The 21,040-nt window shown below is 55.8% G+C and carries 19 protein-coding genes, 1 tRNA gene and 1 pseudogene; 7 read left to right on the forward strand and 14 right to left on the reverse strand.

What is annotated here, in order from left to right; all coding sequences use genetic code 11:
• Nucleotides 1-47 precede the first annotated feature (47 nt).
• From ACJU26_RS05210 to ACJU26_RS05220, 3 genes are all read right to left on the reverse strand, one after another.
• Nucleotides 48-515, reverse strand: coding sequence for a DUF2934 domain-containing protein (locus ACJU26_RS05210; protein WP_414041464.1), 468 nt, complete (start codon nucleotides 513-515; stop codon nucleotides 48-50).
• A 45-nt stretch (nucleotides 516-560) separates the two neighbouring features.
• Nucleotides 561-1,556, reverse strand: a complete 996-nt coding sequence (locus ACJU26_RS05215; protein WP_414041465.1) for a 2-hydroxyacid dehydrogenase — start codon at nucleotides 1,554-1,556, stop codon at nucleotides 561-563.
• A 173-nt stretch (nucleotides 1,557-1,729) separates the two neighbouring features.
• Nucleotides 1,730-2,500 carry a sulfite exporter TauE/SafE family protein gene (locus tag ACJU26_RS05220; RefSeq protein WP_414041466.1) on the reverse strand — a complete coding sequence of 257 codons (771 nt, stop codon included), beginning with the start codon at nucleotides 2,498-2,500 and terminating at the stop codon, nucleotides 1,730-1,732.
• A gap of 1,016 nt (nucleotides 2,501-3,516) precedes the next feature.
• Here ACJU26_RS05220 and ACJU26_RS05225 point away from each other — a divergent pair.
• The 4 genes and pseudogenes from ACJU26_RS05225 to ACJU26_RS05240 form a co-directional block, all read left to right on the forward strand.
• Nucleotides 3,517-3,942 carry a rubrerythrin family protein gene (locus tag ACJU26_RS05225; protein WP_414041467.1) on the forward strand — a complete coding sequence of 142 codons (426 nt, stop codon included), beginning with the start codon at nucleotides 3,517-3,519 and terminating at the stop codon, nucleotides 3,940-3,942.
• A gap of 69 nt (nucleotides 3,943-4,011) precedes the next feature.
• Entirely contained in the window at nucleotides 4,012-5,385 is a 1,374-nt protein-coding gene (locus tag ACJU26_RS05230) for a heterodisulfide reductase-related iron-sulfur binding cluster (RefSeq protein ID WP_414041468.1), read from the forward strand.
• Entirely contained in the window at nucleotides 5,360-5,947 is a 588-nt protein-coding gene (locus ACJU26_RS05235) for a DUF3501 family protein (protein WP_414041469.1), read from the forward strand. Before ACJU26_RS05230 ends, ACJU26_RS05235 begins: the two co-directional genes overlap by 26 nt.
• A gap of 168 nt (nucleotides 5,948-6,115) precedes the next feature.
• Nucleotides 6,116-6,571, forward strand: a pseudogene (locus ACJU26_RS05240) (transposase); the annotation flags it as partial.
• A gap of 125 nt (nucleotides 6,572-6,696) precedes the next feature.
• On the opposite strand, the gene hemG reads toward ACJU26_RS05240, so the two are convergent.
• The 3 genes from hemG to ACJU26_RS05255 all read right to left on the reverse strand — a co-directional run bounded on the left by hemG (nucleotide 6,697) and on the right by ACJU26_RS05255 (nucleotide 10,882).
• Nucleotides 6,697-8,031, reverse strand: a complete 1,335-nt coding sequence (gene hemG / locus ACJU26_RS05245) for a protoporphyrinogen oxidase (protein ID WP_414041470.1) — start codon at nucleotides 8,029-8,031, stop codon at nucleotides 6,697-6,699.
• Between the two features lie 5 nt (nucleotides 8,032-8,036).
• Nucleotides 8,037-9,077 (reverse strand): AI-2E family transporter, encoded by a 1,041-nt coding sequence (locus ACJU26_RS05250; RefSeq protein WP_414041471.1) that lies wholly within the window; start codon nucleotides 9,075-9,077, stop codon nucleotides 8,037-8,039.
• Between the two features lie 476 nt (nucleotides 9,078-9,553).
• Nucleotides 9,554-10,882, reverse strand: a complete 1,329-nt coding sequence (locus tag ACJU26_RS05255) for a TolC family outer membrane protein (RefSeq protein WP_414041472.1) — start codon at nucleotides 10,880-10,882, stop codon at nucleotides 9,554-9,556.
• Between the two features lie 168 nt (nucleotides 10,883-11,050).
• Here ACJU26_RS05255 and pabB point away from each other — a divergent pair, with 168 nt between their 5' ends.
• From pabB to ACJU26_RS05270, 3 genes are all read left to right on the forward strand, one after another.
• Nucleotides 11,051-12,442, forward strand: coding sequence for an aminodeoxychorismate synthase component I (pabB, locus tag ACJU26_RS05260; protein ID WP_414041933.1), 1,392 nt, complete (start codon nucleotides 11,051-11,053; stop codon nucleotides 12,440-12,442).
• A gap of 34 nt (nucleotides 12,443-12,476) precedes the next feature.
• Nucleotides 12,477-13,457, forward strand: coding sequence for a lysylphosphatidylglycerol synthase transmembrane domain-containing protein (locus ACJU26_RS05265; RefSeq protein WP_414041473.1), 981 nt, complete (start codon nucleotides 12,477-12,479; stop codon nucleotides 13,455-13,457).
• A 162-nt stretch (nucleotides 13,458-13,619) separates the two neighbouring features.
• Nucleotides 13,620-13,695: transfer RNA gene (locus tag ACJU26_RS05270), tRNA-Thr, on the forward strand.
• Nucleotides 13,696-13,715: 20 nt separating this feature from the next.
• On the opposite strand, the gene ACJU26_RS05275 is transcribed toward ACJU26_RS05270, so the two are convergent.
• The 8 genes from ACJU26_RS05275 to ACJU26_RS05310 all read right to left on the reverse strand — a co-directional run bounded on the left by ACJU26_RS05275 (nucleotide 13,716) and on the right by ACJU26_RS05310 (nucleotide 20,858).
• Entirely contained in the window at nucleotides 13,716-14,690 is a 975-nt protein-coding gene (locus ACJU26_RS05275) for a tyrosine-type recombinase/integrase (RefSeq protein ID WP_414041934.1), read from the reverse strand.
• Nucleotides 14,600-15,019: a helix-turn-helix domain-containing protein gene (locus ACJU26_RS05280; protein ID WP_414041474.1), complete on the reverse strand. Its 420-nt coding sequence runs from the start codon at nucleotides 15,017-15,019 to the stop codon at nucleotides 14,600-14,602. Before ACJU26_RS05280 ends, ACJU26_RS05275 begins: the two co-directional genes overlap by 91 nt.
• A gap of 27 nt (nucleotides 15,020-15,046) precedes the next feature.
• Nucleotides 15,047-15,904, reverse strand: a complete 858-nt coding sequence (locus ACJU26_RS05285) for a DNA adenine methylase (protein WP_414041475.1) — start codon at nucleotides 15,902-15,904, stop codon at nucleotides 15,047-15,049.
• 182 nt (nucleotides 15,905-16,086) lie between these two features.
• Nucleotides 16,087-16,959, reverse strand: coding sequence for a sigma factor (locus ACJU26_RS05290; protein WP_414041476.1), 873 nt, complete (start codon nucleotides 16,957-16,959; stop codon nucleotides 16,087-16,089).
• Nucleotides 16,952-18,235, reverse strand: coding sequence for a hypothetical protein (locus ACJU26_RS05295; RefSeq protein WP_414041477.1), 1,284 nt, complete (start codon nucleotides 18,233-18,235; stop codon nucleotides 16,952-16,954). Before ACJU26_RS05295 ends, ACJU26_RS05290 begins: the two co-directional genes overlap by 8 nt.
• Entirely contained in the window at nucleotides 18,235-19,212 is a 978-nt protein-coding gene (locus ACJU26_RS05300) for a DotH/IcmK family type IV secretion protein (RefSeq protein WP_414041478.1), read from the reverse strand. Before ACJU26_RS05300 ends, ACJU26_RS05295 begins: the two co-directional genes overlap by 1 nt.
• 4 nt (nucleotides 19,213-19,216) lie before the next feature.
• Nucleotides 19,217-19,945 carry a DotI/IcmL family type IV secretion protein gene (locus ACJU26_RS05305; RefSeq protein WP_414041479.1) on the reverse strand — a complete coding sequence of 243 codons (729 nt, stop codon included), beginning with the start codon at nucleotides 19,943-19,945 and terminating at the stop codon, nucleotides 19,217-19,219.
• Nucleotides 19,926-20,858 (reverse strand): hypothetical protein, encoded by a 933-nt coding sequence (locus ACJU26_RS05310; protein ID WP_414041480.1) that lies wholly within the window; start codon nucleotides 20,856-20,858, stop codon nucleotides 19,926-19,928. Before ACJU26_RS05310 ends, ACJU26_RS05305 begins: the two co-directional genes overlap by 20 nt.
• Nucleotides 20,859-21,040: the final 182 nt, after the last annotated feature.

A 21,040-nucleotide genomic window follows, 5' to 3' on the forward strand; every position in this document is an offset into this window, starting at 1 on the left:
AGCATTGTGGACCACTTTATCCGTCTTGTGGCGGAGAAATGGTCCCGTCATCTAAAGTGCTCCGCAATCCTGTTGATGGTCTGGTGGATTTCGTTCCAGGCCTTCTCCGCTCCCTGCTTTATGTCTTCCCAGCCATGTGCACCATGTTGCCGCAGTTCCTTGAGTTTGTTTTTTGCCGTAGCACGCTGTGCGCGATGTATTTCCAACTGGGCGTCGATATTGCGGCGGATATCGCCATCCATTTTCCTGGCCTTCCGCTTTAATCCGGAAATTTGTTTGTCCCATTCCTTGAGTTGTGTTTCGAGATGATCCGCAAATGTTTCCTTCGCGCTCTTTTCCGTGTTTGGCGTGGAAGTATGGCAGAGCAAAATATCTATCTCTTTCTCCGCTGCCAACCAGTCCGCAACCGGATCGCCCTCTTGGAAACCACGACTTTCGGCATGAAAATAGGCCGCTTCCGCAATCATCAAATAACGCTGCTCAGGGGAAACTGTCTCGCTATCATGATCGGACATGATCTAATACTCCTTAAGTTGAATGAACTGTCGTAGTAGCTGTTTTCATTTCTTGCTGTGAACGTAATTGGGATTATCCTTTCCTTCGCCGTAGTCATCCAGGTTCTGGATCGTGGTCCTGGCAATGGTGGTCAGTGCCTCACGGGTAAAAAAGGCCTGATGGCCAGTAACAATGACGTTGGGGAAGGTAAGCAACCGTTCAAAACTGTCATCGCAAATAATGTCATCACAATGATCCTTGAAATATAATTCTGCCTCTTCTTCATAAACATCCAGGCCCACAGCACCCAGGTGACCGCTTTTCAGGGCCGCAATGAGTGCCGTGGTGTCGATGAGTGGACCACGGCTGGTATTGATCAGCATGGCTCCATTAGGCATCTGGGCGAGCCGTTCCGCATTGATCAGATGCCGGGTTTCCGGGAAAAGCGGTACATGGAGGCTGACGATTTGGCTTTTGGCGAGCAATTCTTCCAGTGGTACATACGCCACGCCAAGTTCCAGGCAGGCGGGATTGACGACCGTGTCATAGCCCAACAAGTGGCAGCCCATGCCGTGTAGAATCCGGGCCAGTGCCAGGCCAATTTTTCCGGTGCCGACAATACCCACCGTTTTGCCATGCATATCAAATCCCAGCAAGCCATCGAGAAGAAAATTACCATCACGTACCCGATTATATGCCTTATGCAGATGCCGGTTCAGGGTCAGCATCAAGCCAACGGCATATTCGGCCACCGCAAAAGGAGAATAATCGCGTACCCGCATGACGGCGATGCCATATTTATCGGCAGCAGGGATATCCACATGGTTGAACCCGGTACTGCGCAACACCAGTAGTTTAACCCCCGAACGCGCTAGAATTTCCAGTGCTTTTGCATCCAGTGTGTCATCCACGAAGGGGCAAATGGCAGGGTATCCCTGGGCAATAAAAGCCGTATCGGCGTTCAATGTGGTTTCGACAAATACCAATTCATGGCGTCCCTGATTGGCGGCACTGAGGTATTGTTTATCGTAAGGGCGAGCACTGGTAACCAGACAACGCATATCACCTCTCCTGCTGTGCAGACACAGCACATGGTGGATAAAAAATATACCTCATAGTGTAGCGCAAAACCCCCAAACCTGCGGTTGAATAGTGCGATCTGGCGCGCAAGTCACGGTGGCCCGACTTTTCAGATATTTTCAAACATTGCATGACATCTCGATGGTAGTGGAAATTATACCCATAACTTGAAGGCCATGGCGCCTACCATGACCATGACTGCGATCTTGATCCACAGTTCACCTCGGCGGTCCAGGGTGACCTTGCTGGCAAGCCACGCGCCCAAGACGCCGCCAACGGCGATGGTCGCGCCTATCTCCCAGCGTACCTCCCCCATCCAGGCAAAAATGAGCAGGGCCGGCAGGGTGTAGATGGCGATGATCAGGGTCTTGTAGGCGTTCACTTGGGGGAGATGCTGGATGAGCAGATGGCGCAGGACCAGGATGAAGAGAAAACCTATGCCGGCCTGGATGAACCCACCATAAAAACCCAGGGCGACGAGGGCTGGGTAGAGCCAGGGGGAAGGTTGACCATCGGTCCTGCTGTTCGCCACGGCGCCCATCTTGTTCGGGACCAGGAGAGTGATGGCACCGATGATCAGAACGCCGACGAGAATGCGCTGAAACCAGAGGTTGCTGATATAGACGCCGGCCAGCGTCCCACTCAGCACACCGGGCAAGGTCCATAGGGCGAGCATGCCACCCTGCTTCAACCCGATGAGTTGCCGCTGGTGAAAGCGATGGGTGGCCGTGAGGTTTTCCAACAAGATGCCGATGCGGTTGGTACCGTTGGCCATGACGGGGTTCAGACCGACAAGGATCAGGATCGGCAGGGTAAGGAGGGAACCACCGCCAGCCAGAACATTGATGAACCCCGCGCCCAAGCCAGCGAGGAAAAGGATGATCAGGCGCCCTTCCTCTCCTTGGATAAAGCTACTAATGATCATGGGAATGCTGCGTTTTCACTAGATCCTGGTTGCCGACAACAAGAATGCCGATCGCCTGTGGTCGGCGCCGGTCATATCCATCCTTCTTTCCTCGTTGCCGGTTTGGCTGATAGCGCTGGTGGTTCTGAATCATGGCCAAGTTACCAGGGATTTGCAAGTTCCAACGCCCCAGCGTTCCGCACAGCGAGGCCATTGTCTCGTATTGCGAAAGACTGAGCACATTCCCCCTGCGCGGCTTCCAACGCAACGATGTGCGACCAGGGCTGCGCATCACCCACTACCGTAAGCGCACGGTAATTGCCTTTGGCGTAGAAGCTGACCTGGTTTTTTTGCAGCGAGCCTGGAGAGTTGCCGCCAGAGTCACCGCAGGACGGCCTGTGCTCCGAACGAATAAGGTGGCCAACGCTTGCCCACCTGTTCTGCCATCCATGTCCGCTATACGCATCATGCGATACCCATTGGCTACCAAGGATTGGCGATATGGAACCCCTGAATGGGGCCGCCCAGGGCATTGCTGGAGTCCTGATGGTTCCATGATCTAATCCAATAACTATATTTTGTAGAATGCTCGCACGAATTAAAATAAAATATAAAGCGATGAATAGTATAAACAATATTATATTTTTGCTTTCATCAGAAGCATAAATAACTCCAAAAACGGTCAGAAGTAACGGAAACTAAAAGCATGCTCAAAAAGTCAATTTTCATATTGCCAAGAGAAGATGTGGTGATTTCATTTGTAACTATAATTGCACCTAAGGAAAGCCAACTTAATGTATAAAAACAATTTGTCAATGCCATATCGCCTGTTATACGGGAAATCTGGGCCAGAGTTCAGTATCAGGGGTTACTCTTCAGTTTATATAAAGTGTTCTTGGGTAGGACAAATTTACCGTGCTGGGGCGAGTGTACGCTTGACAAATCCTTAGATAACGTCTAACCTTATTTAAGTATAATACTAGAGTTATATTAGATAACCATCTTGCACGGGGCATGTACCCATGGAGGAAATTTCAATGGAACTCAAGGGTAGTAAGACTGCAGAAAACCTCAAGGAAGCCTTTCACGGCGAGTCCATGGCCAACCGCCGTTATCTCTACTTCGCCTCCAAGGCGGATGTCGAGGGCTATAACGACGTTTCCGCGGTATTCCGTTCCACCGCCGAGGGGGAGACCGGCCACGCCTTCGGTCATCTGGAGTATCTGGAGCAGGTGGGCGACCCGGCCACCGGCGAACCCATCGGCGACACCCAAGCCAACTTGAAAAGCTCCATTGCCGGTGAAACTTACGAATACAGCGATATGTATCCCGGTATGGCCAAGACCGCCCGCGAGGAGGGCTTCGATGAGATCGCCGACTGGTTCGAGACCCTCGCCAAGGCCGAACGTTCCCATGCCAATCGCTTCAAAAGGGCACTGAGCGAGCTGGGCCAAGGGGTCTGACCCCTTTCTTCGTTGTCTCCGGGGAGGGGCACTGCGGTTCCCTCCTTTGCCGCCCAAGGGAGCATTTTTATGGCCTCGGAACCGCCCGTCACCCGTAATGACAAAACCCCTTTCCGTCACCCCATCGACTGGCGGTCTCCCGAGTTTTATGACGCCGAGGCGCTGGCGAAGGAGATGGACCGGGTCTTCGAAATTTGTCACAACTGCCGCCGTTGCGTCAGTCTTTGCCAGTCCTTCCCCACCCTTTTCGACCTCATCGACAACGCTCCCACCATGGAGCCCGATAGCGTTTCCCGAACGGACTACCCCAAGGTAGTGGAGCAGTGCTATCTCTGTGACCTTTGTTTCATGACCAAGTGCCCCTACGTGCCGCCCCATGAGTGGAATGTCGATTTCCCCCATCTCATGCTGCGGGCCAAGGCGGTCAATTTTCAAAAAAATGGCGCCAGGTTGCGAGACAAGGTCCTCACCTCTACGGATCTCGTCGGTCGCATTGCCGGTATCCCGGTGCTCGTCGATGCCGTAAATCACCTGAATCGCAGCCCCAAGGTGCGGGCCGGCTTGGAGCGCAGTTTCGGCATCAGCAAGGATGCGCCATTGCCGGTGTTCCACAGCGAAACGGCCCGTGAACGCCTGGAGCGGCGAGCGGTGGTTCCAGTCTCGCCCCGCGCCGGGGAGCGCACGCGCGGCAAGGTGGCCCTCTTCGCCACGTGCTATGGCAACCGCAACGCCCCGGATCTCTTGGAGGATCTGGTAGCGGTCTACGAGCACAACGGCATTGAGATGCGCCTCGTTCCCGAAGAACACTGCTGCGGCATGCCCAAGCTGGAACTGGGGGATCTGGCGGCCGTGGCGCGGGCCAAGGCCGCCAATGTGCCGATCCTGCTGAAGATGGTGGACGCGGGCTTCGACATCGTCGCCCCGGTTCCTTCCTGCGTACTCATGTTCAAGCAAGAGTTGCCTTTGCTTTTCCCGGAAGATGAGGAGGTGCAGCGGATCAGGGAGCATATCTTCGATCCCATGGAATACCTCTCCCAGCGGCACCGCGAGGGCCTGCTCAAAACCGATTTCAAAAAACCCTTGGGCAAGGTGGTACATCATGCCGCCTGCCACCAACGGGTACAGAATATCGGCCAACGTGCGCGGGAGGTCCTGTCCCTGGTGCCGGGCTGCGAGATCCAGGTGATCGAGCGCTGTTCGGGCCACGATGGCACCTATACGGTGAAGGCCGAGTTTCACGAGGCGGCATGCCGTATCGGTCGGCCCGTGGCCCGGCAAATCGCCGCCGCGGAGCCCCAGCACTGGGGCAGCGACTGCCCCCTCGCGGCGGAACAAATCCGCGAACTGCTGGGAGCAGGGGCGGCCGGTCCGGAAAGCCCTTGGACCTTGCTGTGCCATGCCTACGGGCTGAAAGAGGATGAGCATGGAAAGGCTCAGTCGTAAGGACCTCATGACCTTGGAGGCCTATGCCGAGGCGCGCCCTCGCTTTCGGGCCCGGGTCATGGCCCATAAGAAAGACAGGCGGGTTGCCATCGGCGACCACGCGAGCCTTTATTTCGAGGATCGCCTCACCATCCACTATCAGGTCCAGGAGATGTTGCGCGCCGAAAAGATCTTTGCGGCGCCAGCCATCGACGAGGAGTTGGCGGCCTATAATCCCCTTATCCCCGACGGCAGCAATTGGAAGGCTACCTTCATGCTCGAATACGCTAACAGGGAAGAGCGCCTGCGCCGTTGCCGCGAACTGGTGGGTATCGAAGACCGGGTGTGGGTGCAGGTGGGTGGTGGGGAACGCCTCTTTGCCATTGCGGATGAGGATTTGCCAAGATCTACCGACGAGAAAACGTCTACGGTGCATTTCCTGCGCTTCGAACTGCCGGCCGGCGAGCTGCGGGCGGTGGCCGGTGGGGCGCCCATCCGGATGGGGATCGATCATGCCGGCTATCGTTGCGAAGTGATCCTGTCGGACGTGGTACGGCGGTCTTTATCCGCCGATCTCGGGTAAACCGTTCCCTCAATGACACCCCGGAGTTGTCCGGCCCGCAGGAAGGGGCTCGCCCCTTGCCGGGCATTTGACAGGGATCCGGTCAGAGCCCTGGAGTGAACTATGATCGAATCTGGTGTACAGGCAGATTACAACTGACTTGAGTAAGGTGGCGTACTGTTGCTACAAAGGGGTTGCAGACCAAGTAAGCAAGGTAAGGAGTACGCCGTGGAAAAGAGTACCGTATTTGAAGAGCATGCCGCCTGGCAACGCCGCTCTCTACAGGGAAAGCGCTATGCCTATTGGTGGGTGGACGGCGTCTATACCAACCTGCGTGCGGAGGAGGATCCACGCATCTGCCTGCTGGTGATTATTGGCGTGACGGTCGAGGGCAAGAAGGAACTGGTCAGTGTCAGCGACGGTCTGCGCGAATCCAAGGCCTCCTGGCTGGAGATTCTGCGCGACCTGCAGGTGCGTGGACTGGAAACGGCCAACATCCTCAACGAACTACCCAAATCCAAGCAGGGCAAGGCAAAGGCGGTACTGCAGGAAATCTGGATGGCCGAGAGCCGGAAGGCCGCGGGGAAAGCCCTGGAGGTCTTTGTGCGCAACTACCAGGCGAAGTATCCCAAGGCCTATGTTAAAACATGTTCATTCCTTTAAAATTGACGATAGCTCCAACGAACTTAAAGATGACCTGAGGTGAAAAACCTCATCCTACAGGTAGAGACTTATTGCCTCTCGGTTCACAGACAGCGCTAAGCGGTCACTCAAGCCTGATGGATAATCTGCTGGCTGAGTTGCTGGGCGGCTTCTAGGCAATCGCCCAGGGCGATGCCATCCCGCCAGTTGGCGCGGAAATACAAGCCGGAAATCTGCTGCTTCATTTGGCTGATGCGCTCCAGACGTGCCAAATGTCCCAGCTCGTATTGGGGAATGGCTTCCGGCCAGTTTTGGCAGCGGCTGAAGCTGGGTTCACCCTCTATACCTAAAATAGGCCGTATTTCATCCAGCACTGTTTGCAGCAGATCGCTGTCGCTGCGCCCATCCAAGGGGTTTTGGCTGCCGCCGATGAAGGCCGTCAGCAGCACCTGATCCAGTGGGGCACGATCCGGGAAGAGGGTCGAGGAAAACAGGACGCCTAGGGTTTGCAGGCCCATGATGCGGGGAATCAGCAGGCCGAAACCATTCAGGGCATGTTGTACCTTGCTGCGTGGAAAGCCCAGTGACAGGGTGCTGACAGCCGGATAGGAGATGGCTGCCAGTTCCTTGGCCAGGTCCGAATGCCGGAGTACCAGCAAGTCAGCGGCTTTTTTGGCGGGGAGGGCCAAAATGATTTTTGCGCTCCGCCAGCTTTGCTGGGCACTGTACACTTCCCAACTGCCGTCGGTGTGCTGTTCCAGTCGGTCTACCGGCGTATGGCAGTGAATGGGTCCTTGCAGCTGTTCAGCCATGCGCAGGGGTAAGGTCTGCAAGCCCTGACGGAAAGAGACCAGACACGCTTTGCTTTGTGGCGTTTTTTTCCGGGCAGCGAGAGCGGCTCTGAGTAATGAGCCGTGTTCCTGTTCCATGCGCAGCAGACGGGGAAATGTGGCGGCTAATGCCAGTCTTTCCGGATCTCCGGCAAATACCCCGGAAACAAAAGGATCGACCAGCCAGGTGAGCACTTCGGGACCCAGGCGACGCCGCACAAAATCGGCGATACTTTCTTCCTCGGTATCCTGCTTCCGATAGCGGAAGGGTTCGCTGAGCAGGCGCAGGCGACCTTGCAGGGAGAGCAGTTTCCCGCCGAATAATACGCCCGGTCCGAGTGGTGCCAGCTGGCGATGGCGGTTGAGAATATAGCGTCTTTTGGCCAGGGCGTTGGCCTCTACCAGCTCTGCTTCCAGGTGGAGAGACTGAAGGAGGTCCGGGACGACCTGCCCCTTGAGCATCAGCGAGTTTGGCCCTAGATCGCGCAGGAAACCGGCTTCCTGGCGACTCTGGATGTTGCCGCCAATAAACGGCTCCGCTTCCAGTAAGCGTGCCGATACACCCTGCTGCTGCAAAAAATAGGCGCTGGCGAGGCCGGAAAGTCCTCCGCCGATAATGATGACTGCGTCCAAGAAGCTTACTCCTTGCCCAGATAATAGGGGCTTTGCAAATACCATCTCTGGAAATGCCGTAATAAGGCTACCAATACGGCGGTGACGGGCAGGGCGAGCAACAGGCCGATGAAGCCGAATAACTCTCCTCCAGCCATGACCGCAAAAATCACGGCTACGGGATGCAGACCGATGCGATCACCGACCAGATAAGGGGTAAAGACCATGCTTTCCAGAATCTGACCGATGAAAAATACCAGTAGCACCCATAGGACCGACAGGAAAGTGCCCGTTTGTACATACATGGCCAGGCTCGCCATCAGTACCCCGCTGATGACGCCGAGGTAGGGGACAAAACTCAGAATGCCGGCAACCAGGCCAATGAGAATGGCGGTTTTGAGGCCGATGATACTGAGCCCCAGGGCGTAGCTGCTTCCCAGCGCCAACATGACCAGCAGTTGTCCGCGCAAAAAAGCCATGAGCATGGCATCGGCATCCCGGCTCAAACGCCTGATCAGTTCAGCCTGTTTTTGTGGAATCAATTGATCAATACGCGCCAGTAATCGGGGCCAGTCCCGTAACAGATAAAACCCGAGCACCGGCACCAGAATGATGCTCAATGCACCGGTCAGGAGTCCTGATCCTGAGCTCAGGGCCACTTGCAGTCCATGTCCCAGCCAGGTAGCCAGTTTTTGGACATTGCTGGTGGCGTAACGGGCGATGGTCCCGCTATCCAGTTGAATACCGGTTGCTGCAGCAAGTTGCGGGATCAGGCGGCTTTGCAGCAAGCTGGTATATTTTTGCAGGTAGTCCACAAAAAGCAGGGATTGATGGCGGATGACCGGCAGCAGGGCCATGAGGGTGCCTGAAAACACCAGCAGAACAATGAGAAACACCAGAGTGGTGCCCCAGGTACGGCCGATGCGGTGGCGCTGCAAATAGCTGACCAGCGGATTGCCCAGATAGGCGAGAATGGCTGCCAGCAAAAATGGAGTCAGTACGGGGGAGAGACGAATGGTCAGCCAGCCCAGCAGGATCAGGGTAGCCAGAAAAAAAAAGCGTTGCATGCGCAGGCGAACACTCCGTCTAGGTCAAGGCGTTGCTGGGCAGGATATATCAGTCGTGCAGGGTTCGGCTACGGTTTCCGTTAGGATTTTTAGCAGTTCCCTCAGTCGGAAACAGGCCGACTCGTCGAATCATCCTCTTCCATTTCCATGCCTTCCAGTCTGAAGGCCAGTCTCGACCTCGGGCTGCAAACGGCCTTTGGTAAGGCTCCTGGCTGGGCTCTCAGTATGACTTGAATGCAATGTATTACATCGTAATCAGGCCGACAAGCATCTCCTGATAGCGCGGTCCCCATAGTCTGGTTGAATGACGGCTATGGCTTTTTAGGCCGGGCAATGTGTATCTGCCGATGTTGTGTGACACTCAGACATGCTCCATTGGCGCTTCAATTTCTATCTGAATTTCATTTTTTGAGAGCAAAAAGGCATTGACACTCCTGAGTCCGGTTGCTGCAATCTCGGAGAACATATGTGGAAAATCAGGCGTTTTTTTTCAGCAGGGCATTGATGGCTTCGAGATTCGCCATATTGATTTGTCCGGAAGCGGCCTTGAGTTGGACTCTGGCAATCACCTGATTGTAGAAGGCGACGTTGTAGTCCTGCTCGGCGCGGACATAGTCCGTGGCCGTGTGCAGCAGGTCGATGATGGAACGGGTACCGACTTCATAGCCCTTGCGCGTACCTTCCAGGGATATTTTGGCGGAATCCACGGTTTCCTTGGCCGCCTTGAGTTGGGCCACGCTGTCTTTCAGGTTGAGAAAGGCGGTTTGGGTGTTCAGAGTCACTTCATCGCGGACATTGGCCACATGATCGATGCTGGCCACGGTTTGCGCCTGGGCTTTTTGTACGGATGAAGAGATGCCTCCGCCTTCATAAAGAGGGACGGAAAGATTCAGGCTTACCCCGGCCTGATTAATCACTAAGCCCGGGAAGGGATTACCCAGTTCGTGCTGGGCGGCGCCTTGCAGGTTGACCACAGGCCAACGTGCCCGTTGTTGATATTGCACCTGTTGCTGGGACGTATGCAGTTGGGCCTGAGCCTGGTGCATCAGGGGCTGGTCCTGAACGGCGCTTTCTACCCAGCTCTGCATGTCATCCGGTTGTGGGCCTAGTGCCTTATAATGGCCCAGGGGTTCCAGTTCCCCAACCGGGGAGTGGGTCAGTCTTTGCAGTTGTTTTTTTGCCACGGCTACGCCATTGCTGGCCTTGATGACATCTGCCTCGGCGGCATCCATCCGGGCTTTGGCTTCTTGCACGGCAACGATGTCACCCGTGCCTATTTTCAGGGCAGCTTCGGTTTGTTTGTAGATGCTTTCCAGCAGGGATTTCTGCTTTTGCGCCACATGTTCCTGGGCCTGCGCCTCCAGTACTCCAAAATAGGCTTTGGCCACTTGCAGCGCGAGTTGCTGTTCGGTGTAAGTCAATGCGGCAGCGCTGGCCTGGATGCGGGAGTCCGCCTGTTTCAGGGCGGTCCAGGCCTGACCATTAAACACCGATTGGGTGATGTTGACACTGTAACTATCCGAGAGATAAGCGCGATTAATGGCAATATTGCCAAAACCGGTGATGTCGGCAGTATTGAAGCCGACCGATGCACCCACGCCAACATGGGGTAAGAGGGCCGCGCGGGCGAGGGGCTTATCCTGTATTTCTGCGCTTAATTCGGCACGGGCCTGGGCCAAAACCGGGTCGGTATGGTAGGCCTGTTGATAGGCATCTATCAGATCTTCAGCCCAGGCAGGACTGCTGCCCAATAGCCAGGTGGCAACGAGCAGCGAAAAAGACGAGGCGGAATGTTTGGTGCGCATGACTGATTCCTGTTCCTGAGCAGACACCAGACAATACCGACCGATCGGTCGGCGGTCAAGAGAGGTATTCGTGACCTGAGAGTTTATCGGATTTCCAGAACCGTGGGCAAAGTACCCCGTATCCCTTATGCTAATGACGCATTGTTGAGCAGGATGATGGGCCAGGTGATGACAATTTCTCCTCCGGTTTGCGTTGAATTGGCTTGCCCCGAACATCTTGCCGCCGTTTTTGCGGGGCTGGCGGAAACTCCTTGGTCGCAGTGGCTCGACAGTAGCGCGCAGACACTGGGGCAGGGGCGTTACAGTATCCTGGTGACGGAGCCCCGCCGCCGCATATGGCAGCATCATGGTCAAATCTGGGTGGCTGAAGGCAAGGGGGAGGCCCAAGTTTCAACATCCTCCCTATGGGAACTCCTGCGCGAAGCGCTGGACGAACAGGCTCTGCAAGCGGAGCATCCATGCCCGGATCTGCCATTTACTGGTGGCGTGTTGGGTTACCTCGGCTATGATTTCGCCCTGGCAGAGTGGGGACTGGAAATTCCGGACGATGCACATTGGCCGGAAGCGGCTTTTGGCGTTTACGACAGTGCCTTGATGGTGGACCATGTGTTACAGCGTGCCTGGGTACTGGCTCCGGAAGATCAGATGGCTGGAGTCCGGTTACAATGGGAATCTCGTCTGTCAGCCGCCCATGAAGCACCGCCCGAGGCGGATTTCCGGGTACAAGGCCCGGTGCGGGCACTATGGTCTTCTGCGCAATATCGTGCCGCATTTCAGCGGGTGGAAGCCTATATTCAGGCGGGAGATTGTTATCAGATCAATCTGGCACAGCCTTTTACGGCTACCTACAAGGGGTCACCCTGGCATTTATATGCGCATTTGCGCGCCTTGAATCCGGCAGCATTTTCCGCCTACCTGCGCTTTCCCTGGGGAACTGCCTTGAGTTTTTCTCCAGAGAGATTGCTGCAGGTGCGGCATGGGCAAATGCAGGTGCGCCCCATCAAGGGGACGCGTCCCCGCTCCTCCGATGACTTGCAGGATGCCTGCTTCGCCGAGGCGCTGTTGAGCAGCCCCAAAGATCATGCCGAAAATGTGATGATTGTGGATTTGCTGCGCAATGATCTGGGAAAAGTAGCGGACATCGGTTCCGTTCAGGTGATCCAGCTCTGTGGCCTGGAATCCAATGCCCAGGTGCACCATCTGGTCAGTGTCGTCGAAGCGCAATTGCGTCCTGGTCTGGATCCTTTGCAGGCATTGGCGGCCTGTTTTCCGGGGGGGTCCATTACCGGGGCACCGAAACGCCGGGCCATGGAAATCATCGCTGAGCTGGAGCCGGCCGCACGCGGGCTTTATTGTGGCAGTATCGGTTATATCGACCGGAGGGGAAACATGGATATGAACATTGCCATTCGCAGCATCACCGCGAGCCAGGGTGAGCTGCGTTTCTGGGCGGGTGGAGGGATTGTGGCCGATTCCCGGGTGGATGCGGAATATCAGGAGAGTCTCGACAAGGTGGCATTGTTTCATCAAGAACTTGCGGCATTTGCCGGTCTCGCATAGAGTCCGTCACTGAGATCGGATTTTAAAGTCAGGCATGTCCCGAAAAAAATTCCACACACGATGGCAACTGCTGTTGCAAATTGTCTTTACTGTAGCTGTCCTGTTCTGGCTTTTACATCACACCAACTGGCAGGCACTCAGTCAACGTTTTGCAGAGATACGACCGTGGTGGTTTGTGGCGGCCATGGCCTCCTACGCCTTGAACCTGTCGGTATCGGTCATCCGCTGGCGCATCATTTTGCAGGCCATGGAGCGCAGCGCGCCCATGCTCTGGTTGCTGCGCCTCAACTGGGTAGGTGCTTATTTTAATCAGGTGTTACCTGGAGCGGTTTCTGGAGATGTGATTCGTGCCTGGTATACCCGTCATCAGACCCGATCCGTGCCTCTGGCTCTGGCGGCAGTATTCGGGGATCGCTTTATGGGCATGGGTGCGCTGATTGTCATTGCGGCAGTGGCTTATATGGCGGGTGGCTCCCGGGTGGGGCTGCTCCCGCAGATGGGTTGGACCATTGGCATACTGCTGTTCGCTTATGTCCTGATTGTTATTTTGATCTTGAGCCCGCTGCTCCATTTTCTCGAAAAAATATCCGGAAAGCTGGGTGATAAACTCCATGACATTCGCCTGGGAATGGGCGCTTTGCTGCGCCATCGTCTGGATTTGAGCGCGACGATCATTCTGTCCTTCGTGATTCAATGCATATCCATTCTGACTTTCTGGATCATGGCTCATGCTCTGGGTGAATCCCCGGATGCTGTCGCGCTCTGGGTGGTCTGGCCGGTGATCAGTCTGTTTCTGGCCCTGCCCATCTCCTTTGCCGGTTGGGGGCTGCGCGAAGGCCTGATGGTGTTTTATCTGGGATATTTGCAGATGGGCCATGATCAGGCCCTGGCCCTGTCCTTGTTGCTGGGCTTTAATATGGTCTTGACCAGTCTGCCCGGCGCTTTGCTGTGGATTGGTCTGCATCGCCATCATGAAGCGCCTCCGGATCTGCAATCCCGAACGGATGTTTCCTGAGAAATCAGGAAACTGTCCTCTGAATATGCGCTGGTTACTGATTTAGTGGTTGTTATTGTGCAGGGGGGATTGCGCTCTTTGTAGCGCAACTAGAGCGCAACGCGTTGCCACAGGGAACGGCATCGCGATATAATTAACCTATAATCTTCCGTGTTGTTCAAAGCTGGCGTAGCTCAGTCGGTAGAGCTACTGATTTGTAATCAGTGGGTCGCGGGTTCGATTCCTGCCGCCAGCACCAATAAAAACAAATAGTTACGATCATTTTAGCGTTCCATTTTTACTGCCTTGTGACGTATTTGTGTCATTGGCGTTTTCTGCGCTTTCCACATTTTCCACATAAGCGGCGAGATGCTGGACGGTCAGATGCGCATAGCGTTTCACCATGTCGGATGTGGCCCATCCGCCCATTTCCTGCAAGACATGAAGGGGGGTTCCGTTTTGCACATGCCAGGAAGCCCAGGTATGTCGCAGGTCGTGCCAATGAAAACCATCAGGAATACCGGCGCGCTTCAATGCCTTATACCAGGCTTTTGTGGTCACGTCCGTGACGGGATGGCCTTGGTAGGTAAAAACGTAAGATGAATTCATTCCCAGTCTACGCTGAAGGATGGCTATGGCGGTTTTTCCGAGTGGAACGCCAATGGCTTTTCTGGCCTTTGCCTGATCGGAATGAATCCATGCCAATTTTTTGTGCATATCAATTTGCGACCATTGCAAGTGCATCACATTACGACGGCGTAATCCGGTAGCCAGTGTAAACGCGGCCATATCTCGAAGATGTTCGGGGAGTTCGTCCAATAGTTTATTGGCCTGTTCCCGTGTCAGCCATAATATTCTTCCAGAAGATTCTTTGTATTGTCGAAATGTCGGTGCAGTATCCAGCCAATCCCACTCGACACAGGCTCTAAGGATGGCACGAATCAGGGCAAGATAGCGGTTGGCGGTAGCATTTGAGGTTTCCTGACGTTTGATTTCCAGAATCTGCATGACCATTTTTCGGTCGATTTCCTGCAAAAGTTTTCCACGAAGATAACTTTGTAACCAGTCCAGACGTTGAATATCATCAGCAATACTGGCTTTGTAACTTTTTTCTTCAATCCATCGTACACCGGCATCATCCCAGGTATATTTCGGCTTTTCGCCTAGCGCGACTTGTCGCCATGCTTCGCTTTTGAGGTGGTCATGCAGTTCCTGCGCCTGGTTTTTTTCAGTTGTGCCAGCAGATCGTCTAATGCGCTGGCCGTTGGGTGCAGTAAAATCAATCCACCACGTTTTCCCGCGTTTGTAGAGCATTTTTCCTCTTTTTGCTGTATCGCCACCTGATTCTCAGGATAGAGCGACCGGAAGTAGGCGACAAGATCCTCTTCCAGGAACGCCCAGCACTTGCCGGGTTTGGCGGCGCGAATCCGCCCGTCCTTGGCGCGGCGACGCAGTTCTTCCTTGCTGATCTGCAGAAAGTCTGCGGCGTCCTGCAAATCCAGTGTTCGCGCTCTTGCAGAGTACGAACCCTTGGCAGGCTGCGAAGTCCTTGCAGGGGGCATCCCCCTTGGCTGATCGTTCATGGCAAAAAACCTCTTTTCCGAAATTTCCTAAAACATGGCGATTTGCTGCTGGCCATGCAGATGCTTTGCCAGCTTGGGATTGATCCAGACCCGTTCCTCGCGCTGGGACTGGTCGTTATTGTGGTGCAATGAAGTCATGGCCTTGCGGGGGAAAGACAGGGTTTCCCAGCCGAAGGGCAGAAGCGCTGCGTCATAATCATCATGGGCATATCCGCACAGGGCAACGAAGCCTTTTAACCGACGGCACATGGCCAGCAGTTCCAGGTGCTGCACGGCGTCCATTTCGCCCCCGTCATAAGTTCCCCGGCTGCGCTCATGGCGGATATTACGGGTTTCCGGGTAATAGGGGGGGTCCAGAAAGAACAGGGTGTCGGGGCTGTCGTACTGGTCCAGCAGGTCGATGGCATCGCGGTTTTCGATCACCACGTCTTTCAGGCGCTGCGCCAGAGTGGGCAGTCCCTCGATGTGGTAGTTCATGCGCCGTCCCTGTGAGCGTTGGGTGCTGGTAGCAAAGCGTTTTTCGGTAAGGCCGCTTTGACCGCCGCCGCTGAAGGCGGCATTGGACACCACGAAAAAGGCCCATGCGCGTTCTGTCTCGTTTGTCTCGTTTATTACAGTCGACTGCAGAATCTGCAATGCGCGGGCATATTCTGCTCTGGCGTAGGGTGTCCATTGCAGGCGTTCCAGCAGGTCCACCCGTAAGCATTTGTCCTGCATGACGCGATAGAAATTGACCAGATCGCGGTTGCGGTCATTCAGGACCTCGACGGGGGAGGGCGGCAGGGCCAGCAACATGGCGGCGGCTCCGGCGAACGGTTCCACATAACAAGCCTTGCGCGGCAGACGATCCGCCAGTTTCTGAGCCAGCCAACCCTTTCCCCCCATCCACGGAAAAGCGGGTCCTGGTGCTGCGCACGGCAGTCTTGCAGACGGCAGTCTTGCAGACGGCGGTCTTGCAGACAGCAGTCCTGCGCACGACAAATCTCCTGCGGAGGGCGATGATTCTACGTCATATGGCATGTCTTCTGCGGTTTGTGTATGCACAAGATTCAAGGCGGCGGGCATCCTCAAGCCTCCTGTTTTTCCAGCAGGGCATCCCATTCGCGGAGGTAATCCGCTTCGCTTTTGCCGAAGGCAAAATATTCGATGGGCAGGGAGTGCAACATCTCCATGATCCGGTTCCGGAGCGCGATCATGTGTTTTTCGTCCTCGGAAAGCAGCATGGCCAGATCCGTGTCCGAATATTTTTGCGACATCAACAGTAGATCGCGCCAGCGCCGTGGCAAGCGTTGCAGTTTGTAGGACATGATTTTTTCATCCATTTTTTCGATAACCTGGGTTTCCATGCTGTTCTCCCCTGAGTGTGTGATATGGCTCCAGCCTTCGTTTTCGGCGTCTGGATAGCTCAGATCCTGGGCTTGCAGGCGGGCGTCGAAGGTGGCCGGAGTGATCTTGTGCCATGGAGCGCGTTTCTGGCGGGTATCGTGTGGGATGGGAATCACGCGATCATGCGCGGCAAACTGCCGAAAGCGGGTATGCAGGCACAAACCCAGATAGGTCCGGAAAGCGTCCCGGCTGCGACCGTCGTATCGCTCGACGGCTTGGGCAAAGACGATCCAGGCTTCCTGTTCGAGGTCGTCCTTGCTGGTGTGACGATGATCGCGCAGGATGCGACTCACCTTGTATTGGATCAAGGGCTGCAAACGGTCCCACAACAGGATCATGGCCGATGCGCTATTGCGCGCGGCCAGCACTTCGGCATCGCACACGCGAACAGAATGATCATTGTCGCCTGCCGGAAAAGATTCCGCCTGTGGAATGGACTGCCCGCTCGACAGGCAGGCCAGCGCCTGCGCAAAAAGGTCATCGAACAGGTCCGGCGTTTTCCCGGTAGTGGATATTGTCGGTACCTCTCTCATTTTTTGGGTATTTTCAGGCATGTGTGCGCTCCTTGACGGGTGCCATGAACAGGATGCCCAGGCCGGAACCGGCGGCGACCCGGACGGTGGGCGGTGTATCAAAACGTTGCTCCATGATGGGTGTCAGGACATTGCCGACGTTGCCTGCGGCCTGCTCCAGGATCTGTCCGTTGTCGAGGCGATGGGTCATGACGGCGAATCCGTTGCCGACCACCGTATCCTCGTTTTGTTGTTGCAATGCCTGATCCAGCCCCTGCAGGAACGCGCCGGCGAAGAGCCAGCCATAGCGGTACAGGACATGGTTATTGACGCTGGTGGCCATGCCTGCGCGGGCGTTTTGCGGGCTGATCCCATAGGCGTCGATGTCGTAGGAGTGCCCATCAAAAGTCATTTCGCTGAATTGCAAAACAACCACTTGATGCTCGCGCTTGAAACTGCCCAGCAGTCGCGCGCTATGGAAGCGTCCACCCTCGATGGTGGCCTCGATGGGGCTTGGGTCGTTGGAATTGATGCCAATGTCGAGCATGGCGAAGGAGATATGCCCGGCATGGGCCAGTACGCGAGGCTGTTGGTTTTGCAATTGCTGCATGGCCGATGCGGAGGTTTCGGGCTTGACCGGTCTGATCCTGCTGATTTGGGTCACGGTGACAGGGCCATACGCCTTGCCGGAAACAAAGTGCCGGAGTTCGGCCATCATGGCCTGCTGCAGCTTGTGCTGCGTTTGGTTTTGCGGTGATGTCGTGGACGATTGGGGTGTGTAGGGGTTTTTGACCACGACGGGCGCAGGTTGCGCAAGTTTGGGTTTCCGAACAGGCGCAGCGGATTTGACGGGTGCCACGGGATGCAGGGCGGTGGGTGTGGGCAGATAGGTTTTTCCGGCCTTGGCCGCCTGCTGGCCCAGGACATGATTGGCCTGGTTGAGTTGGGCGTTGAATGCTTTGTTGCCTTTATTGCCGCCGGGCACTCCGGACATCTGCGCCGCCTGGATGTGGTTGTGCAATTTGGCGGGTGCGGGAGGACCGCTCATGAGGCGGTACGCACCGAAGCCCAGGGCAACCACGGCGACGCCGGTGGTGATCAATGCCATTTTCCGGGTGGTAGGATTCGTGTAAAACGCGCCTGCGGCCTTGACGTAGGAAGGTTTTTTGGCACCACCTGCAGGTTGTGCGTCTGCCGACTGCGAATCTGCTGACTGCAAGTCTGCCGACTGCGAATCTGCTGACTGCAAGTCTTTCGCAGACTGCAAGTCTTTCGCAGACTGCAAGTCATCCACGTTGTTGTGGTTGAGGTCATCCATTATTTCACCTCCAGAGTTTTGTTGATGCCGTCGAAGCGCATGAGCACGGCATGGGTTTTGGGCAGGACATAGGCGTGGACGCCATTGGCCGAGGCTTCGGTGGCGATCCAGGCCGGTGCCAACAATCGGGCATGGGAGCGAATCCAAAGATCGCCATTGAGCATCCACGCGCGGGTGTAGCTGTAGGCCGGGGCATTTTTCAGTCGCAATGTTTTGGCGGCGGCGGGCATGGTGTCATACAGCGTTTGGAGCAGGTCAGTAGTCACGCCACGATTGGGTGATGGGGAAAAAGTTGCTGGCAGACTACCGGGAACCATGCCGCGCACCCGAAGGATGACACGATAAGCTACGGTTTCCCGGCCGTTTTGCAGGGGGCCGCCGCTGACCAGTTGCACGGGGATGGGCGTATTCAGGCCCTGTAAAGTCAGCAGCAGATTGCTCTGGGCATGGGTCACCAGGTCGGACACGACGATGGTGGGTTCCAGGGCGTTTTTGGCGATGTTCCGGGCGGTGAATCGCTTGCCGTCGCCGATGGTGGCGGAGACGATGGGCCAGGGCTGGCCGGCGCCATCCACCACGGTCAGGGAACAGGCATAGCCTGCGGCCATGTGGATGGTCGGTGTTACGCCGGAATTGGGATTGACGGTGATGATCTGGGTAATCCCGTTTTTGGGGATGATGGGTGCATTGCCGGCATCCTGTGTTTTGCGCACTTTCTGGCGAAAGTTGTGGATTTGTTGCCCGGACAGGGGCAACAGGGCTTTTTCGATGCTTTTGAAGGGTGGCAATCCGGGAATGGTTTTGGCGGTGGCGTAGCGTGTTTCGTGCGCGACTGCCGTATTTTCCGCGCTTTTCCGGGGAGGCGTTTGCACACCGGCATTGGTGATCTGTGTGGTTTGCGCCGACGAAGCGGGTGCAGTGGACGGCGTCACAGAGGAAACAACGGTGGTGGGAGGTTGCGAAATAACGATACCCATGAGATCACTCCTTGATCAAGGAAATGGAGGAAATGGCGATGGCGCGTGGATTCTTCCAGTTTGCGACGCGCTGGACGATCACGGTGGCGAGATATTTTTTGTCGGAAATGCCATTGGAGTTTTCCAGGCGCAGGTGCAGGGGAATCTGCACCTGCCATGCATAAACGCCTTGAGGATTCAGGCCCTGCAGACGGATGACGGCGGTACCGCTTTGCACGGCGGAGATCATGAGCTTGCGCGCTTCCATGTCCGCGTAGAGGCCGTTTTTCTTGAACTGTTTCAAAAACGTGGCAAACCCCACGCGGGTAAAATCCTTTTGGGCGGATTCCATGCGGCGGCGATAATCCAGAACGTCGAAATTGAAGATGCCGGTCACGGCCTGCTCGGTCCAGGAGATCACGGCAGAATCGGTATCGAACGGTTTGTTGTAGGTCACAATGGGCATGATCGTCCCGTTGGGTTCGGTGGCGATGTAATGATTGATCGTCACGGTGCGCGGAAAAGCGAAGTAGAGCACGGCAAACAGGAGTGCGAATCCGCCCAAAAACCATTGCTGGATGTAGGCCATGCGCAGAGCGCGTCCGGCGTGGTAGGTGCCGATGAACTCCGCCTCCAGATCGTTGAATTGCGGTTCCGCGTCTTTTACTTTTTTTGCTTTTTTCACGTCTTTTGCAGCGGGTGCCTTTGTCTGTGCTGCCGCAATCGAAGGTTTTTTATTTTTTTTGAAAAGCATGAGCGATCTCCTGGTTATGGTTGACGCCGATCCAGACCTGCCCGGTCCGGGTATCGACGAAGGTCGGGGTGTAGGGATGATGTTGGTCCACCGCATAAAGGACGGCGGTATTCACGGCGACGGTTTTGGACATGGTCTTGCAAACGGCAAGCCTTGTTTTTGGGCAGTTTGGTGGAATCCCGCCGCTTTCGGTGCTGGCATCGAATCCGTTTTCGTCGGAGAGCCACAGAGACAACGGTTTTTTCGCGCTCATGATTTCGATGGCGCGGGGTACACTGGACGGCTTCAGCGCGGCGACGGGGATGATGCGGAAGCTGATTTTTCCGGCTTGCACGGCGGCTTTTTCGGTGTCGAACCACTGGTGGCAAAAGAGACAGTTGGGATCGACAAAGGCGTCGATGGGTGAATGTTTGTCACGGCCCCAGCTGAATCCCTGCGCAAAGGACGCGGCATGAAGAACCGCTTCGCGGAGAGTAGCTTCGCGGAGAGTAGCTTCGCGGGGAACCACTTCGTGGGGAACCGCTTCACGGGGAAGGGGTTTGGGTTCAACGGGCAGTTGCAGTTGATGCGGGGATGTCCAGGCGACGGTCCATGTTTTGCCTTGATCGTTGTACACATGGCCGCCGACGACGATGCCCCGGATTTTACCGTTGTGGGTCAAGAAAAAGACGGTGTGCAGAGATTGGTTGGGATAGCGGACCTGGGCGGTGAGGATGCCGTCTGCACGCCGGGCCTGCACAAAAGCCACTTTTCCGTGCCCGGCATGGCGGATGACCGAAGCGATTTGCCGGGTGCGCACGGTGGGGTGAAGCAGGATGGATGTGGCATATCCCAGACCGAGCAACAGCACCAAGGCCAACAGGATCAGGAATGGTCTGGCCAATATGCCGCTCCTGTTTTTGTCATTGGTCATTCATCACGCTCCTTTTGCAAAATCGCCTACATTCACCTTGGTGCCGCAAACTTTTTGCTGGCTGCATGTGTCCTGCGGGTCTTGCAGACGGCATGTCCTGCAGACGGCAGTCCTGCGAAGGGCGTAAATCCTGCGGACGGGTAGCGGACGGGGCAGGGGCGTCGGCGCTGCGCGCCTTTGCC

It is taken from the genome of Acidithiobacillus sp. M4-SHS-6 (assembly GCF_047421495.1).
Classification (GTDB): Bacteria; Pseudomonadota; Gammaproteobacteria; order Acidithiobacillales; family Acidithiobacillaceae; genus Acidithiobacillus.

Excerpts from the sequence above, each read along its gene's own strand:
- ACJU26_RS05210 (WP_414041464.1), bottom strand. The coding sequence starts at position 515 with ATGTCCGATCATGATAGCGAGACAGTTTCCCCTGAGCAGCGTTATTTG.
- ACJU26_RS05215 (WP_414041465.1), bottom strand. The coding sequence starts at position 1,556 with ATGCGTTGTCTGGTTACCAGTGCTCGCCCTTACGATAAACAATACCTC.
- ACJU26_RS05220 (WP_414041466.1), bottom strand. The coding sequence starts at position 2,500 with ATGATCATTAGTAGCTTTATCCAAGGAGAGGAAGGGCGCCTGATCATC.
- ACJU26_RS05225 (WP_414041467.1), top strand. The coding sequence starts at position 3,517 with ATGGAACTCAAGGGTAGTAAGACTGCAGAAAACCTCAAGGAAGCCTTT.
- ACJU26_RS05230 (WP_414041468.1), top strand. The coding sequence starts at position 4,012 with ATGGCCTCGGAACCGCCCGTCACCCGTAATGACAAAACCCCTTTCCGT.
- ACJU26_RS05235 (WP_414041469.1), top strand. The coding sequence starts at position 5,360 with ATGAGCATGGAAAGGCTCAGTCGTAAGGACCTCATGACCTTGGAGGCC.
- ACJU26_RS05250 (WP_414041471.1), bottom strand. The coding sequence starts at position 9,077 with ATGCAACGCTTTTTTTTTCTGGCTACCCTGATCCTGCTGGGCTGGCTG.
- ACJU26_RS05255 (WP_414041472.1), bottom strand. The coding sequence starts at position 10,882 with ATGCGCACCAAACATTCCGCCTCGTCTTTTTCGCTGCTCGTTGCCACC.
- pabB (WP_414041933.1), top strand. The coding sequence starts at position 11,051 with ATGACAATTTCTCCTCCGGTTTGCGTTGAATTGGCTTGCCCCGAACAT.
- ACJU26_RS05265 (WP_414041473.1), top strand. The coding sequence starts at position 12,477 with ATGTCCCGAAAAAAATTCCACACACGATGGCAACTGCTGTTGCAAATT.
- ACJU26_RS05280 (WP_414041474.1), bottom strand. The coding sequence starts at position 15,019 with ATGAACGATCAGCCAAGGGGGATGCCCCCTGCAAGGACTTCGCAGCCT.
- ACJU26_RS05285 (WP_414041475.1), bottom strand. The coding sequence starts at position 15,904 with ATGGGGGGAAAGGGTTGGCTGGCTCAGAAACTGGCGGATCGTCTGCCG.
- ACJU26_RS05290 (WP_414041476.1), bottom strand. The coding sequence starts at position 16,959 with ATGCCTGAAAATACCCAAAAAATGAGAGAGGTACCGACAATATCCACT.
- ACJU26_RS05295 (WP_414041477.1), bottom strand. The coding sequence starts at position 18,235 with ATGGATGACCTCAACCACAACAACGTGGATGACTTGCAGTCTGCGAAA.
- ACJU26_RS05300 (WP_414041478.1), bottom strand. The coding sequence starts at position 19,212 with ATGGGTATCGTTATTTCGCAACCTCCCACCACCGTTGTTTCCTCTGTG.
- ACJU26_RS05305 (WP_414041479.1), bottom strand. The coding sequence starts at position 19,945 with ATGCTTTTCAAAAAAAATAAAAAACCTTCGATTGCGGCAGCACAGACA.
- ACJU26_RS05310 (WP_414041480.1), bottom strand. The coding sequence starts at position 20,858 with ATGACCAATGACAAAAACAGGAGCGGCATATTGGCCAGACCATTCCTG.